12 protein-coding genes and 1 pseudogene are annotated in these 13,738 nt (G+C 61.4%); 6 read left to right on the top strand and 7 right to left on the bottom strand.

From position 1 onward, the window contains the following. Nucleotides 1-73 precede the first annotated feature (73 nt). The 3 genes from HCN50_RS31700 to HCN50_RS31690 all read right to left on the bottom strand — a co-directional run bounded on the left by HCN50_RS31700 (nucleotide 74) and on the right by HCN50_RS31690 (nucleotide 6,263). Nucleotides 74-3,388, bottom strand: coding sequence for a LuxR C-terminal-related transcriptional regulator (locus HCN50_RS31700; RefSeq protein WP_171713814.1), 3,315 nt, complete (start codon nucleotides 3,386-3,388; stop codon nucleotides 74-76). A 1,313-nt stretch (nucleotides 3,389-4,701) separates the two neighbouring features. After that, nucleotides 4,702-5,337 (bottom strand): 2-dehydro-3-deoxy-6-phosphogalactonate aldolase, encoded by a 636-nt coding sequence (locus tag HCN50_RS31695; RefSeq protein WP_171713813.1) that lies wholly within the window; start codon nucleotides 5,335-5,337, stop codon nucleotides 4,702-4,704. Between the two features lie 11 nt (nucleotides 5,338-5,348). After that, nucleotides 5,349-6,263: a 2-dehydro-3-deoxygalactonokinase gene (locus tag HCN50_RS31690; protein WP_171713812.1), complete on the bottom strand. Its 915-nt coding sequence runs from the start codon at nucleotides 6,261-6,263 to the stop codon at nucleotides 5,349-5,351. Between the two features lie 188 nt (nucleotides 6,264-6,451). Here HCN50_RS31690 and HCN50_RS31685 point away from each other — a divergent pair, with 188 nt between their 5' ends. Next, nucleotides 6,452-7,444 (top strand): Bug family tripartite tricarboxylate transporter substrate binding protein, encoded by a 993-nt coding sequence (locus HCN50_RS31685; RefSeq protein ID WP_171713811.1) that lies wholly within the window; start codon nucleotides 6,452-6,454, stop codon nucleotides 7,442-7,444. Between the two features lie 109 nt (nucleotides 7,445-7,553). Here HCN50_RS31685 and HCN50_RS31680 read toward each other — a convergent pair whose 3' ends face one another. Further along, nucleotides 7,554-8,546: a Bug family tripartite tricarboxylate transporter substrate binding protein gene (locus HCN50_RS31680; protein ID WP_171713810.1), complete on the bottom strand. Its 993-nt coding sequence runs from the start codon at nucleotides 8,544-8,546 to the stop codon at nucleotides 7,554-7,556. 288 nt (nucleotides 8,547-8,834) lie between these two features. Here HCN50_RS31680 and HCN50_RS31675 point away from each other — a divergent pair, with 288 nt between their 5' ends. The 3 genes and pseudogenes from HCN50_RS31675 to HCN50_RS34565 all read left to right on the top strand — a co-directional run bounded on the left by HCN50_RS31675 (nucleotide 8,835) and on the right by HCN50_RS34565 (nucleotide 10,000). Continuing rightward, the gene (locus HCN50_RS31675; RefSeq protein WP_311968254.1) at nucleotides 8,835-9,737 is read left to right on the top strand and encodes a trypsin-like peptidase domain-containing protein; all 903 of its coding nucleotides are present in this window, start codon (nucleotides 8,835-8,837) and stop codon (nucleotides 9,735-9,737) included. Further along, nucleotides 9,731-9,802 (top strand): annotated as a pseudogene (locus tag HCN50_RS34570) (hypothetical protein); the annotation flags it as partial. The gene HCN50_RS31675 and the pseudogene HCN50_RS34570, both read left to right, overlap by 7 nt. An 18-nt stretch (nucleotides 9,803-9,820) precedes the next feature. Further along, on the top strand, nucleotides 9,821-10,000 hold the full coding sequence (locus HCN50_RS34565; protein ID WP_311968253.1) for a hypothetical protein: 180 nt from the start codon (nucleotides 9,821-9,823) through the stop codon (nucleotides 9,998-10,000). Nucleotides 10,001-10,248: 248 nt separating this feature from the next. Here the strand turns inward: HCN50_RS34565 and HCN50_RS31670 are convergent, their stop codons facing one another. Continuing rightward, on the bottom strand, nucleotides 10,249-10,557 hold the full coding sequence (locus HCN50_RS31670) for a hypothetical protein (RefSeq protein ID WP_171713809.1): 309 nt from the start codon (nucleotides 10,555-10,557) through the stop codon (nucleotides 10,249-10,251). Nucleotides 10,558-11,019: 462 nt separating this feature from the next. Between HCN50_RS31670 and HCN50_RS31665 the strand changes: the two genes are divergently transcribed. Next, the gene (locus HCN50_RS31665; protein WP_171713808.1) at nucleotides 11,020-11,289 is read left to right on the top strand and encodes a hypothetical protein; all 270 of its coding nucleotides are present in this window, start codon (nucleotides 11,020-11,022) and stop codon (nucleotides 11,287-11,289) included. Nucleotides 11,290-11,411: 122 nt separating this feature from the next. On the opposite strand, the gene HCN50_RS31660 is transcribed toward HCN50_RS31665, so the two are convergent. Then, nucleotides 11,412-11,981, bottom strand: coding sequence for a hypothetical protein (locus HCN50_RS31660; RefSeq protein WP_235977340.1), 570 nt, complete (start codon nucleotides 11,979-11,981; stop codon nucleotides 11,412-11,414). 105 nt (nucleotides 11,982-12,086) lie between these two features. Beyond that, the gene (locus HCN50_RS31655) at nucleotides 12,087-12,551 is read right to left on the bottom strand and encodes an Lrp/AsnC family transcriptional regulator (RefSeq protein WP_171713807.1); all 465 of its coding nucleotides are present in this window, start codon (nucleotides 12,549-12,551) and stop codon (nucleotides 12,087-12,089) included. A 160-nt stretch (nucleotides 12,552-12,711) separates the two neighbouring features. On the opposite strand from HCN50_RS31655, the gene HCN50_RS31650 reads away from it, so the two are divergent. Continuing rightward, nucleotides 12,712-13,725 (top strand): 1-aminocyclopropane-1-carboxylate deaminase, encoded by a 1,014-nt coding sequence (locus HCN50_RS31650; protein WP_171713806.1) that lies wholly within the window; start codon nucleotides 12,712-12,714, stop codon nucleotides 13,723-13,725. Nucleotides 13,726-13,738 lie beyond the last annotated feature (13 nt).

Here is a 13,738-nt window from a genome sequence, read left to right as displayed (position 1 = left end):
GACGCGGCCTCGTGGCCAGCTTGATGGCCAACAGGCGTCCCATTTATCCTCGCGGAGTCCACAGCAAAACTCTTCAAGTGAGCAGTTCGTGGGGCGAATGTGCTACGGCATGGTGCTGACCGTTATTAACGTGGCTGGCCGCGTGTTCCTCCATAGCAGCCGGGCCTACCTCAAGGATTGCCGCGAGCTCGGCGCGCTGACCGAGCAGAACGGGCGAATCGTTAAGATCTTCCAGCTCCAAGGTCGCCGTGGGCGTGGAAGGGGCGGCCTGGTTATTGAAATGGAATGCCGCTTCGTGGCCGGCGCCGCCGGTCCCGGACGCAAGTTCAGCCGGGTGGGCGGCTGCTGATGCGTTCGCAGCGGCGGATTGCGAAGCGTGCTGCGAGTTACCGTGACCCGCGCTATTACCGGCGGCGACGCTGGTTTCGATCAGCTCGGCCGCTCCCATCGCGCTTGCAGAGGCCGTGTGTGAAGGGTGCTCCGACTTGCTGTGCCCGGATGTGACGCCCGGTTCTGTCGGCTCGGCGGCCACTGCAGCCTTCGCCGTGGCCGAGTTCGACGCATGCTGCGCGTTGCCGTGGCTAATACCGTTACCCGATGTGATACCAGGTTCCGCCAGCTCGGCGGCTGCTGATGCTTTCGCGGCGGCGGATTGCGAAGCGTGCTGCGAGTTACCGTGACCCGCGCTATTACCTGGGGCGACGCTAGTTTCGATCGGCTCGGCCGCTCCCATAGCGCTTGCAGAGGCCGAGTGCGAAGGGTGCTCCGACTTGCTGTTCCCGGTTGTCACGCCGGGTTCTGCCGGCTCGGCGGCCGCTGCAGCCTTCGCCGTGGCCGAGTTCGACGCATGCTGCGCGTTGCCGTGGCTAATATCGTTACCCGATGTGATACCAGGTTCGGCCAGCTCGGCGGCTTCTGATGCTTTTGCCGAGGAGGACTGCGCAGCGTGCTGCGAGTTGCCGTGGCCCCCGCTGTTGCCAGGTGCGACGCTAGGTTCGACGGGCTCGGCGACTGGTACCGGGGTCACAAACTCGAAAAGTTCAAGTCCGGCTGCCACGTGCGCCTTGCCATGCCCGGTCGTCACAGCGCCGGTATTCGCGTGGGCCGGCTCGTTCTGGAATGCGAGATTTTCCTCGATCAGGACGGGTGCGTGGCTCTGAGCAGCCCCGATTGATGATACGTGCACAGGCATAGTAACCGCACCATCGTCGCTCGCTTCCGTTGCATAAGGCGCATCGTCGCCGAAGCTGGTGAGCCTGGTCGAATCGATAGAACCGATACGGTCCCGCGCGAAATGGAACCTGAAGCCGTCCTCGGCTGGCCTGGTCCAGAAACCACCCATCACGGGCGTGCTATCGTTTGCCTCCGCTTCGATGGAGGCATCGGCGCTGCCCGTCGTCAGAACGGTCCCATCGCTCGCGCTCGCCAGCAGCAGCGCAGGATCGATTCCCTCCAAAGCCGCCGCGACAGCCGCTGCGTCCGGCTCGTAGACGAAATCCGACTCTGCAACGGACACAACTCCCTGCAAGTGGATCTCCAGCAGACGCCGATCGCCGATATCAAGGCTGCGATCCGTCGGATTCACATAGATGATCGTTTCATTGCTTGTGGGATTGTAGATCCAGGCGAGGGTATGCGGCGGCACTGACGTGTTTATTGACGTCATGTGCAGGAACGCCAGCGCGCCCAAAGCTGCCAGGTTGATCTTGTCCGCCCCCGATGTGAAATCGACAAAGGTATCGAACTGGGCAGAGTTGGTGTCGATCGCTGAAACATAGACAAAGGTGTCATCACCGTTGCTGTCCGCCAGCTGGTGACGGCCATGTCCGCCGATGATGATATCGTTGCCGTTGTCGCCAGTGATGGTGTCGCTACCGGATCCTCCGCAGATCGTGTCGTCTCCACCTTTACCCTTGATCGTATCGTTCCCTGAGCCTCCATACATAACATCCGCTAAGGCGCCGCCGTTGAGGGTGTCGTCACCGGCGTCGCCACGGATTACTTGACCCGCGTTTCCTTCTCCGGTGACGCTCTCGTGTCCAAGTGTTACCTGGACAGCTGACCCTGGATCCAGCTTGTCGACATCGTTGGCGACATCGCTGGCGCCATGAATGGCAATTGTCGCCACTTGTGTGGCGCCATCCGTGGTGGCGATCGTGGAGGTGTCGATCAGGGTTTTGCCCGGATCGGGCGGCGGCACCGCGGCATTGGAGTTGTCGAGCGTGTAGATCACCGCGCCGACCGCCGTCATGGTGAAGGCGCCATACCCTCCATGATTCTTTATCGGATTCGAGGCAAACTCCAGCGGCGGGAACTGCGGCTGCGCCGTGGGGCCGCCGGCTTGGCTATTGTTAATCGCTTGCAGCAGCGGCGAAATGAAAAGATAGGGCGTGCTGGATCCAATCGGGCCATAGCCTCTCCCGGCGTTGGCGAGAACGGCCTGCTCAGCCGCGTGCAGCTCTTCCATTCTCGCCGCTGGATTCGCAGCTTGGCTCACCTTGATTGAGGAGCCTCTCTGGGTAAGCGGGACTGTCTCGCCGGGATCCACAACGATGACGTGCCGGAGGATCGCCTTCTTCCAGAGCTCAAATGCGGAGTGCTCCATATCCTTGTAGGCGGTGCTGTCGTCATCCAGCAAGGTGTTTTTCGTGTCCGACGCCTTGACGTCGTCCAAAATTGCGAACGCCAGGGCTGCGAGCGAGAGCGTGCCGAAGCTCGCGGGTCGCTGCAACAATGCGATCGTGGCGAGCACGGTCCTATTACTGATTTCAAGCTTCTGAAATATGTTATGGAGGTGTACTTTGACTGTGCCTTGGGAAATGTTCAGCTGGCGCGCAATCTCCTTGTTCGACAAACCTCCGGACACTAATCGCACAATTTGGCTCTCGCGGTGCGTCAGCAGCCCCAGCATTTTTTCAATTTTGGCGCCATCTATTCCCTTCTCATTTGGCGAGAGGTCTTGGGAGTGTTCCGGTGACGCACTGACGTGCTCCGTAATCAGCCTCAGGGATCGCAGCATGGTGTCGGTGTTCGCGTACTTCGAAATGGCGCTGCAAGCGCCGGCCGCGATTGCTGCGGTGAGATCGTCGTGTCTTTCGGATTCGGTGAAGAACACCAGACGAGTGGGAAGATGCTCGGCTGTCGCAATGGCCAGGATCTCGGATACCGTCACATCAGGCAACGTGTCGGCAACAAGCGCCACGTTGGGTGACAAATTCCGAATTGCTTCGAGGCAGCTTGTTCCGGTGCCGCACGACGCAACAATCTCGAAGTCGTGCTGTGCTGCAAATACCGATTTCAACCCCTGCAGAACGATCGGTTGTGGGTCTGCGATCGCCAGTCGGATGCAGCGCGTGAATGTTCCCTGGTCTGCGGACACATCTAGCATGGGCTTGACCTCGCCTGCCCAGCGCGGCGCGGCAGCCCGCTAGCTGCCCCGACGCAAAGTCCAAATTTTCTGGCGCCGGCAGTCCAGGCTACACGCCGCAGTGTCTGAACCGGATAACTCGTTCTCCGGGAGGAAGGCGAGCTAGCTGCCATTGCTTGCGTCTTGGTGCGCCGCGAGACGCATCCAACCCCCTTGAAAAAGGTCTTACGTTCAGAATGAACCGTTTTTGCGCCACACCGCAAGCCCCGGTGTGGGGGGTGGATGAGATGAGGCCGGCGAGAATGGCTTGTTCTGCACGTCACAGTTGCGGCCGGCAACCTTCTCATAGTATGTTGGTGTTGAACCGTTGTCCGCTCTGCCGCATCTTACGTTTATGGATCGCGAGCGGGAGAAGCTGGTAATCAATGAAAAGTTGGCGCGCTGCAGACAGCTCGCCAAAGAGTACTTTCGTGAACCGACGGCAGCTCACCTTCGGGAACTAGAGGCAGAGTTACTGGCTCAGCTTCGCCGATTGGAGGAGCAATAAGGCCGCTCCCACTTGCGGCTTCTTTTTCACAGCGTCTTTCCCAGCACCCGTCGGTGATATCGATGTCAGCAGGGCCGATGCCGGCTTTTGACACCCAACAATATTCGACACCGTCACTCTTCGACAAATCAGCTCAGACCCGAAAAACGATCTGCTACCGGCGGGGATGGTGGAGACCCTTGGTCAACATCGGCAATCCCAAAAGGTCGCCCGGCGCATACGTTGCCCACCGCACTTTGCCATTGCGATCACGTCGCAGAAGCCGGCCGGCTTGGCTCGGCTAGTGCAGCGATGCTCGGAACGATTAAGGGGACCACGCAAGAACTGCGTTCCTGCAACGCAGGAAAGTCAAAGCGCCCGCCTGAGGACTAGGACGTCGTGCGCTCAAGACGTTCCCCACGGCTGAGCCCGCCATCTGAAGGAAGTGCCTTATCGGTCAACTGGCGAGTCACCGAAGTCGGCAGCCCCAGCATCCAACTCTATGTCTATCGGTATATGGCCTGAGACAACGCAAAGGCGGTAACGCTATCCTGATAGAGGAACGCCGATGCCGCTAAAATGTTATCACGCCTTCGAGCTGACGTCACAGGACGAAGCCATTACCCGTATCGACCTTCATTGCAACAGCTTGGAAGATGCCAAAGAGCGGGCGAAACAGCTAGTTCAAGACAGGCCGGTAGAGCTGTGGGAAGGGCCAATGCGGGTTGCCAGGTTTGAACCGTATAATTAGAGCCGCGAATCTGGCCATCGTAAGCGGTGTGCCTGCGCGCAACGATTAGGCTGTCACCTACCGCTGCTGAACGGCCTTGTCATACGCCTCGATCGTCGCTCTGGCGCGGTCGGCTACTTGCCCCGCCGTCATCCCGGGTTTGTAGAGGCTGCTGCCAAGTCCGAACGCGACAATGCCGGCGTCGGTGTACTCCGCAAAGTTCGCATCGGAGACGCCGCCCACGGCGGCGATCATCAGGTCGGGGGGAAGCACGGCGCGAATGGCGGTGATACCGGCGGCGCCTAGCACGCTCGCCGGAAAGAATTTGAGGCTCGAGGCGCCCGCCCTGGCGGCCAGCAGCGCCTCCGTCGGGGTGAAGACGCCGGGCATCGTAACCATGCCGCGTGCTCGGGCACCGGCGATGATTTCGGGATCGACGTTGGGAGAGACCATGAGGCGGCCGCCCACGTCGTGCAGCCGCGCGACATCTTCCAGCGTCAACACCGTGCCGGCGCCGATGAGGATCGCGGCAGGGACTTTGCTGACGGCGATCTCGATGGAGCGGAACGGATCCGGCGAGTTGAGCGGAATCTCGATCGCCGTCATGCCGCTGTCAATCAACACACTGACGATATCGGCCGTTTCCTCGGGCCGCACGCCGCGCAGGATCGCGACCAGCGGACGCTTCATTGGAGGAAATGGGACAACGCTCATCGTCTGATCCTTCATACGTTCCAAATCGCTTGAGCGGCCATCGAAAGGCCGCGACGGACGGCATCCTCGGCGCCGATCGACCGGACAGGAACCGAAACCGTCTCGAACGCCAACTGGTAAAGCATCTGAAGTCTGCCCGACGCCACCAGCGTGATGCCGGCCTTCGGAATCTCTCCGGCGAGCCCCGCCGCCAATTCGAGACCGATCAGCGTGCCCGATATTTTTTCCCGGGCCGAGGATGGTTTGTCGCCATAAAGCAGTTGGCCCGATCGCACCTGAAACAGCAGATTGGCGGCGTTCGCCGGCGTCTCGAAGGCGGCTGCGACCGCCGACTTGAACGCGTCGATATCATCCGATTCATCGGCGCCGGCCACCGCGTGGGACAGGATGGTTTGTCGCGATATGGCGTCGAACAATTCGCCGGTCATGAAGGTGGCGAAGCGTTCGACGGTTGCTCCCTTCGTCTTGACCCACTTCGAGTGGGTGCCCGGCATGCAGATGACTGCTTCACCCGCAGCGTCCATGCCCAGGACGCCGAGCAATTGTGTCTCCTCGCCGCGCATGACATCCGGCGCCTTGCGGTCCCGTTGTGCAATTCCGGGAAGGATGCGGATGTCACGGTGCTGTCCCGGAACCGGCACGGCATGCGCGAGGATATCTGCGAGTTGCGCGGGCGTATCGACATATCCGGCTTCAACCCATCCCTGCCGGGCGCCGGCCATGCCGCAGATGATGACGGGTAGCTCATGTGCGGCGCCGACGGCTTCGAGATGTGATTGCAGCACGGCTGCAAAGCCGGGCTTGGCTGCCGCCGTCATGCCCTCATGGCTGCGCCGTTCCCCCAGCACGTTGCCGGCCCGGTCGATCAGCCAAAGCCGGAAACTGCTCGTGCCCCAATCGACCGCGACATATGCAGCCTCGCTCATTTCAAGTCTGTCCCGATGCTATCTGCGCTTGGGGGCATCGTATCACGTCGGTGCTACAGCGAGCTACGCCCGCTTTCCATTTGATTTGCGGAAGCGCAATCAGCATGATCCCGGACCATGCCAAAGATCAAACATCCGCGACACGTGGCATGACAAAAAAAAGACAAAGACCTTGGGAGGACGCCATCGTGACCAATTTTCCCTTAAGAAGCGCAGTTGCTTGCCTTGGCCTGCTGATAGCAGCGCTTTCGCCGCAGGCGCACGCGCAATCGACGGCCAAGACGGTGACGCTGGTCGTGCCCTTTGCGGCCGGCGGCGGCACCGACACCGTCGCTCGTCTGATCGGCGAGCGGATGTCGCGCACGCTTGGCCAAACCATCATCATCGAGAACGTGGTCGGAGGCGGTAGCACGCTGGCCAATGATCGCGTGGCCCGATCGGCGCCCGACGGTTCGACAATCCTGATCAACCATGTCGCGTTGCTCGCGGCACCCAGCCTGTTCACCAACCTGCGCTACGATACCAACACGGCGTTCGAGGCGGTCGGCCTCGTCAACAACGCGCCGATGGTTCTGATCGGCCGCAAGTCGATTCCCGGCGAAAGTCCGAAGGACCATGTGGCCTGGATCAAGGCGCAACGCGACAAGGCGAATTTCGCACATGGTGGTCTGGGGACCAATAGCCACCTGTGCGCCGTGATGATGGGCAATGTGCTTGGCTTCAAGCCGACGGTCGTGGCCTATCGCGGGTCGGCTCCGGCGATTGCCGATCTCCTGGCTGGGCAGATCGATCTGTTGTGGGATCAGGTGACCAACGCGCTGCCGCAGATTCAGGCCGGAACGTTGCACGGCATCGCTATTACATCGCCACAACGTCTCGAACAGTTGAAGGACGTGCCGACCACCGCCGAGCTTGGCATGCCCGAGGTCAGCTACTCGATGTGGCATGGGCTCTACGTGGCAAAAGGCACGCCCAAGGAGACCGTCAACGCGCTGAATTCGGCGCTCCGCGCCGCACTATCGGAGCCGGAGCTTCTGGAAAAGCTCAAGCAACTCGGAACCCTGCCGTTCCCGGATAACGAGTTGACGCCGGAAGCGCATGCGCGCCTGTTCGCGGCGGACCTGCCACGTGTCGCAAAGCTCATCGAAAGCTCGGGCATCAAGGCGAGCGAAGCGAAGTAAGGCCTCGCGCGACAGCGCTGAAACCGCCGCGGCCAAGGGCCGTTAAACCGATCGCGCGCCGCCAGCCGTTGCTGGGACGGCGCGCGATGGCGAGCCTGCCAGTCCGAGACTAATCCAGCTTCACGTTTGCTTCCGTCACGACCTTGCGCCAGCGCTCGACTTCCGCGGATACCATTTTCGCGAACGCAGGCCCCGTGACATCGGGGACGTCGGAGCCGTTGCGCTCCCAGGCCTCCTTGATGGCAGGCGTCTGCATGGCCTTCTGCAACTCCTTGGCCATCTGCGCAACAATTGCCGGCGGCGTGTTCTTCGGTGCGAACAGGCCGTACCAGGTCGACACCTCATAGCCGGGGAGGCCCGCTTCCGCGGCGGTCGGAAGATCGGGGAAGGCCGACACGCGCTTCGGCGCGGCGACAGCAAGTGCGCGCAATTGTCCGGCCCTGACGGGCCCGGCCGACGAACCGAGCCCGTCGAACACGACGGGCACGTGACCGGCGATGAGATCCTGCATCGCGGGGCCTGCGCCGCGATAGGGAACGTGCTGAATGTTCGTCTTGGTCAGGATTTTGAACAATTCGCCTGCGAGGTGGTGCGTGGTGCCGGCCCCGGCGGAGCCGTAGTTCAACTTGCCCGGATTGGCCTTGGCGTAGGCAATGAACTCGGCCAGTGTCTTGGCGGCGACCTTGTCCGGATTGACGACGACCACCTGCGGCGGCCGCGCGATCAATGCCACCGCGATGAAATCCTTCTCGATGTTGTAGTCGAGGTTCGGATAGAGCGAGGGGGCGATGGCGTGATGCGCGGCACCCATGAAGAAGGTGTAGCCGTCGGGCGCGGCCTTGGAGGCTGCGGAAGCGCCGACAGTGCCACCGGCGCCCGCGCGGTTTTCGATCAGCACGCGCTTGCCCAACTGGGTATCGAGCTGGGCCGCAAGCGGGCGGGCAAAGGCGTCGGTGCCGCCACCGGCCGCGAACGGCACGATGAAGGTGATCGCCTTCTCCGGCCATGATTGGCCTTGGGCTATGGCTTGGGCCTGGGCGGCTATGGCGGATACGACCGCCAGTAGTGTGAGCAGTGCGCCCCGGACAACTCTTGGCTTCACGGCATTTTCCTCCGGCTATTGCAGATTGGCGTCCGCTGTCAGCGGCGCGATTGTTTTTGCCCTCCGTGGTAACCCGGACAGGGCAGCGGAGCCCTACCGTATGCAAGATGCCAAGCCTGATCCATTAAAATGATCGGCCGGACAAGGGGCGGGGCCGGGGCGTTTGGTCGCTCCCGTCGGCATCGAGGCGATCGTTCCGGCAGTTGCATGAGCTGGCGGGCCGGGCCGGTCCATGGACTTCGGTTGTAAAGCTTAATATGCTCGCCTTGGGAATGTGGGGGAATACTCATGAAATGCCGTGCTGCCGCGCTCGCAGTTCTGTTGTGTGCGCTTTTTGCCAATTCGAATGCGGTGGCACGCGGGCCCTATGGCTCGATCAGTGTCGGCAACTGGAAGGGCGGGGCCTACACCGACGATCAGACCGGATCTTTCTCGCATTGCGCGGCAGGCGCCCAATACGCCAGCGGCATCTATTTTGTCGTGATGATCGACGGTGGTGGCAGATGGAGCCTTGGCTTCATGCACGAACAATGGAGGCTGAGGACCGGAGAGGCTTTTCCGCTGACCCTGACATTCGACGGCCAGCAGCCGTTCAACGTCCACGGCGTCCCGATCGGCGACAAGCTGGTTCGCGTGCCGATGCCGAGCAACTCCTCGCTAATCAGCCAGTTCCGGCGGGCGAAGACCATGACCGCCTATACCCAGGGACAACTCTTCCAGTTCAATCTCGACCAGACGGGGCAGCTATTGCCGGTGCTGGTGAACTGCGTCGCCAAGATCAAGCAAGCGGGGCTGGCGGGCGCCGGCGATTTTTCGGTCCTGCCCGTCGCCAAGCCGGTCGCCGCAGCGGCGGCGCCAGACTCTGCGCCGGCCAAGCCCGACAGGCTGTTAGATCAGACCGGCACCGGCTTTCTGGTAAGCACAAATGGACATCTCGTGACCAACGCGCATGTCGTGCAGGGCTGCGTCGGCGATATCCAGGGTAATCTGACCGGCGAGGCGCCCGCCAAATTGCGCCTTGTGTCGAGCGACGAGACCAACGATCTGGCGCTGCTGCAAGCGACCGGCACATTCAAGGAGGTTGCCAGGATCAGGGACAAGGCGATCCAATCCGGCGACAGCGTGGTGGCGATCGGCTATCCCTTTCACGGACTGCTGACGTCCGATTTCACTGTGACAACCGGATTGTAAGCTCGCTCAGCGGCCCCCTGAACGACACGCGGTTCCTGCAGATCAGCGCGGCCGTTCAGCCTGGCAACAGCGGCGGGCCGCTGTTGGCCGCACGCGGCGATGTGGTGGGCGTGGTCGCGGCGAAACTGAATGCCATCAAGTTCGTGCGGGCAACCGGCAACATTCCCGAGAACATCAATTTCGCCATCAGACCGGCGCTTTGCGGGATTTCCTCGATAACAGCGTGGTGCCGTATCAGATTTCCGACGCCAAGGCTGAATTGAAGACGGCGGAGATCGCGCGCAATGCGCGGGCGTTTACGTTCTTGATCTCCTGCAAGGCCAAACCCAAAGAACGAGAGACCGCAAAGAACTAGGGACGGGGCCGCGCTGCCGTTTGCCTGTCGGTCACTGGAGCTCGCACCCGAACGCTTGGTGGCTCGTATCCGCTACGCGCCTAAGACGATTCACTGGGTTACATCCTGGGTGCGAGACCTGCCGGGATAGCCCGCCGGGTTCAGCGCGGTGATGCTTTACCGCGAACTGCCGCCGCGGCCATGCGCCGCCTGGGCAGTCCAGCTACTCCAGCTCACGCTGGCGAGGCTTCGCTGGTCTGTCGCAAGCGGCCGCCGGGTCTGCCGCTCATAGGCGGCGATGATGTGTTGCGACTGCCGGATTTTCTGCTCGAGCTCGGCAATCGTCTTCTCGGTCTTGCCGGTCCTGCTCGAATGAGCCGGCTCGCCCACTGTGAACCTGGCGGTCTCGATGCTCTTCAACGTCTCGCGAAGTTTCTTGAGCTGGGCGCGGTGCCACGCAATGGCGCTGTCACTGTCTACCGGCATGCAAACCCTCCTGATTCGCGGCCGAATCTAGCACGCGTGGGGCAAGTTCGGCCAAGGGGTGGCGAACTGACGTCATCGCACCCCACCGGTTTCGCATGGCCGGGGTCTGGCATCCCGATTTCGACCCCTTTTTGCCATCGAAGCGACCGCGGGCGAGCCTTCAAACAACAAACTTGCATGGCGAACTGTGCTCAGCGCGGTCCCTCTTATCGTCCTGGCGGCAGAATGCCGGGAGCCATGGAGCGTGCGATGAGCGAAGCTGAGTTCGATCGAATCGTTGACGCCGTGCGGAAGGAAGTCGCGCCTGCACCGGTGGTGCATTCGTTGACGGGCTTGCGGGCTTTCGACTGGCAGGCGAAGGCCCCCGGCAAGCCAGTGTCCCCGCGCCACGCCCCCGCGGTCAGGATTCGCCGCGTCGGTGAGGGACGCAAACGGTACAGGTGAAGCGATACAGGAGACCCAATGGAGCGATCAGTATTCGAAGTCGTGAAGGCACCGTTGGGCTGGTCGGTGTTTGCCGACAACATCAAGATCGGCGGCGTCTACGATTCGCGGGGTGCCGCCCTTGAAGCCGCCGTGCTGGCCGCTTCCTATACCGTCAGCGACGGCGGCGGTGTTCAGATCAACGTGCCCGGCGCCGAAGAGGAAAAACCGCGATGGGCGGTTGCGTTTGAAATCGCAAGCTCGATCCTGCCAACGAGGAGTGGACGCGCGCGAAGCGGCTCGCGGTAAAACCCGCGTGAAAGCACGCGCTACCCCTTAGGGGGAACTTCAAACCAGCCTGAACTTGTCCGCGCAATCGCGAGCGGCCCGCGATCGACACTGGCCGCCGTCGGTTGACCTCCGCTGGCTTTTCATTTCAGGTCGTCGAATGGCGATACCGCAGGGCTGCCAACGCGCATCCGCTTGATGCGGCGCACTGCCATTGGCGTGCCGTCGGACTGGTACTGCAGTTCGTATTTCTTGCCGTTGCTGTCGACGGCGGTGCAGGAGATGCTGGAAAGCTCCAGCGTCACGAAATTTCCGATCTGCTTGCAGAGGCCGGCGGTCGCTTCGACTGACGGCACAGGCAGACCGTCGGCCTTCGGCCTGTGCTTGGACTTCAGCAGCATCCGGTCGATCGGCAGCTCGTACAGATTGGCGTCCGGCCGCCGCCCGTTGTCGCCGGAAAATGTGATGATGTGGCTGTCGTCATTGGGATCGTCGAGCGCGACCGTGAAGTTCGCCCTGCCTTCCTCGGTCTGGAAGAAGGCCACGGCCCGGCAAGCAAAGTCCCGCCCCGCCACCTTGAGCGTGCTGCACTTGCCCGACATCATCGCGAAGATGATGGTATCGGGGTCTTGCCGGTGAAGCTCGTCCGAGGCGCGCGCCGGCATCGCAATGAACATAACGGCAAGGGCGAAAGCCAGCCGGAAAAATCTCATGGTCATATCAGGTTGATAGGACATCAAGCGCTGTGTTGCCAGTGTCTCGCAAGGTTCCGGCAATAGCAGCAGGACAAGACTTCCCGTTTGCGCTGCCGAACGCCATCAGAAATCGAGCGGCGCGTTGTCGACCACCTCCTTCATGACGAAGAAGGTTCGGGTTTGGCGAACGCCGGGCAGCGCGATCAACTGCTCGCCATGGATGCGGTTGAAATCCTCCATGTCGCCGACCCGGATCTTGAGGAAATAGTCGAAATCGCCCGCCACCAGATGGCAGTCCAGCACGAACTTGAGTTGCGCGATTGCCCGCTCGAAGGCAGCGAAGCTTTCCGGTGTGGAGCGGTCGAGCACGACGCCGACCATCACCAGCGCCCCCTTGCCGACCTTGCGCGGTGCCACCATCGCCCTGACCTGGGCGATATAGCCGTCGTCAAACAGGCGCTGGGTGCGGCGATGACAGGTTGCGGCACTGACGCCGGCCATCTCGGCCAGTTCGGCATTGGTCAGCCGGCCGCTATTTTGCAGCAAACGCAATATCTTAAGGTCGATCCGGTCAAGCCTGCCGGCCATGGAAGAATCTTTCTTGTTTCCCCGAAATAGTGAAACGAATGGCAAGCAATCTGGTCACTATTAGGTAAATCGTCAATCAATACAACGAAATTAGAGAGCACCTTTCCAAATCAGGGTGCTAGGGCCTTGCTCCAAAGATCAGACATCAGCGGGGATGACGATGCTGGAAAAGTTCGAGCGCTATCCGCTCACCTTCGGGCCCACCCATATCGAAAAGCTGGAACGGCTGTCGCAGCATCTCGGCGGCAAGGTCGAACTCTATGCCAAGCGGGAGGACTGCAATTCGGGCCTTGCCTTCGGCGGCAACAAGTTGCGCAAGCTCGAATACATCGTTCCCGATGCGATTGCTTCCAACGCGGACACGCTGGTTTCGATCGGCGGCGTGCAGTCCAACCACACGCGCATGGTTGCGGCCGTAGCCGCCAAGATCGGCATGAAGTGCCGCCTGGTGCAGGAAAGCTGGGTGCCGCATGAGGACGCAATCTATGACCGCGTCGGCAATATCCTGCTGAGCCGCGTCATGGGTGCGGATGTGCGGTTGGTGGATGAAGGTTTCGACATCGGCATTCGCCAGAGCTGGGAGGAAGCGATCGCGGATGTGAAGGCCAAGGGCGGCAAGCCCTATGCGATTCCGGCCGGCGCTTCCGTGCATAAATATGGTGGGCTCGGCTATGTCGGGTTCGCCGAAGAGGTCAGGGCGCAGGAGAAAGAACTTGGCTTCGCGTTCGATTACATCGTGGTTTGCACCGTCACCGGCTCGACCCATGCCGGCATGCTGGTCGGATTTGCCAAGGACGGCCGCGAGCGCAAGGTGATCGGTATCGATGCGTCGTTCACGCCTGATCAGACCAAGGCCCAGGTACTCGACATCGCCCGCAACACCGCCGCGCTCGTCGAACTCGGCCGCGAGATTGTCGAGGACGATGTCGTGCTGATCGAGGATTATGCCTATCCCGCCTACGGTGTTCCTTCGGAAGCAACCAAGGAGGCGATCCGGCTGTGTGCGCGCCTCGAAGGCATGATCACCGATCCGGTCTATGAGGGCAAATCCATGCAGGGCATGATCGACCTCGTGAACAAGGGCTATTTCCCGGCGGGATCGAAGGTGCTCTACGCCCATCTCGGCGGCGCGCCGGCAATCAACGGCTACGCCTACACGTTCCGTAATGGATAAGGCTGAGTCGCCT

It is taken from the genome of Bradyrhizobium archetypum (assembly GCF_013114835.1).
In the GTDB taxonomy this organism is placed as follows: Bacteria; Pseudomonadota; Alphaproteobacteria; order Rhizobiales; family Xanthobacteraceae; genus Bradyrhizobium; species Bradyrhizobium archetypum.
This window is presented reverse-complemented; position numbering and strand designations above follow the sequence as displayed.

Bases quoted from the DNA above. Each gene is read 5' to 3' on its own strand.
- HCN50_RS31670 (WP_171713809.1), bottom strand. From the start codon at position 10,557: ATGCCGGTAGACAGTGACAGCGCCATTGCGTGGCACCGCGCCCAGCTC.
- HCN50_RS31665 (WP_171713808.1), top strand. From the start codon at position 11,020: ATGGAGCGATCAGTATTCGAAGTCGTGAAGGCACCGTTGGGCTGGTCG.
- HCN50_RS31695 (WP_171713813.1), bottom strand. From the start codon at position 5,337: ATGAGCGTTGTCCCATTTCCTCCAATGAAGCGTCCGCTGGTCGCGATC.
- HCN50_RS31700 (WP_171713814.1), bottom strand. From the start codon at position 3,388: ATGCTAGATGTGTCCGCAGACCAGGGAACATTCACGCGCTGCATCCGA.
- HCN50_RS31690 (WP_171713812.1), bottom strand. From the start codon at position 6,263: ATGAGCGAGGCTGCATATGTCGCGGTCGATTGGGGCACGAGCAGTTTC.
- HCN50_RS31650 (WP_171713806.1), top strand. From the start codon at position 12,712: ATGCTGGAAAAGTTCGAGCGCTATCCGCTCACCTTCGGGCCCACCCAT.
- HCN50_RS31675 (WP_311968254.1), top strand. From the start codon at position 8,835: ATGAAATGCCGTGCTGCCGCGCTCGCAGTTCTGTTGTGTGCGCTTTTT.
- HCN50_RS31655 (WP_171713807.1), bottom strand. From the start codon at position 12,551: ATGGCCGGCAGGCTTGACCGGATCGACCTTAAGATATTGCGTTTGCTG.
- HCN50_RS31660 (WP_235977340.1), bottom strand. From the start codon at position 11,981: ATGAGATTTTTCCGGCTGGCTTTCGCCCTTGCCGTTATGTTCATTGCG.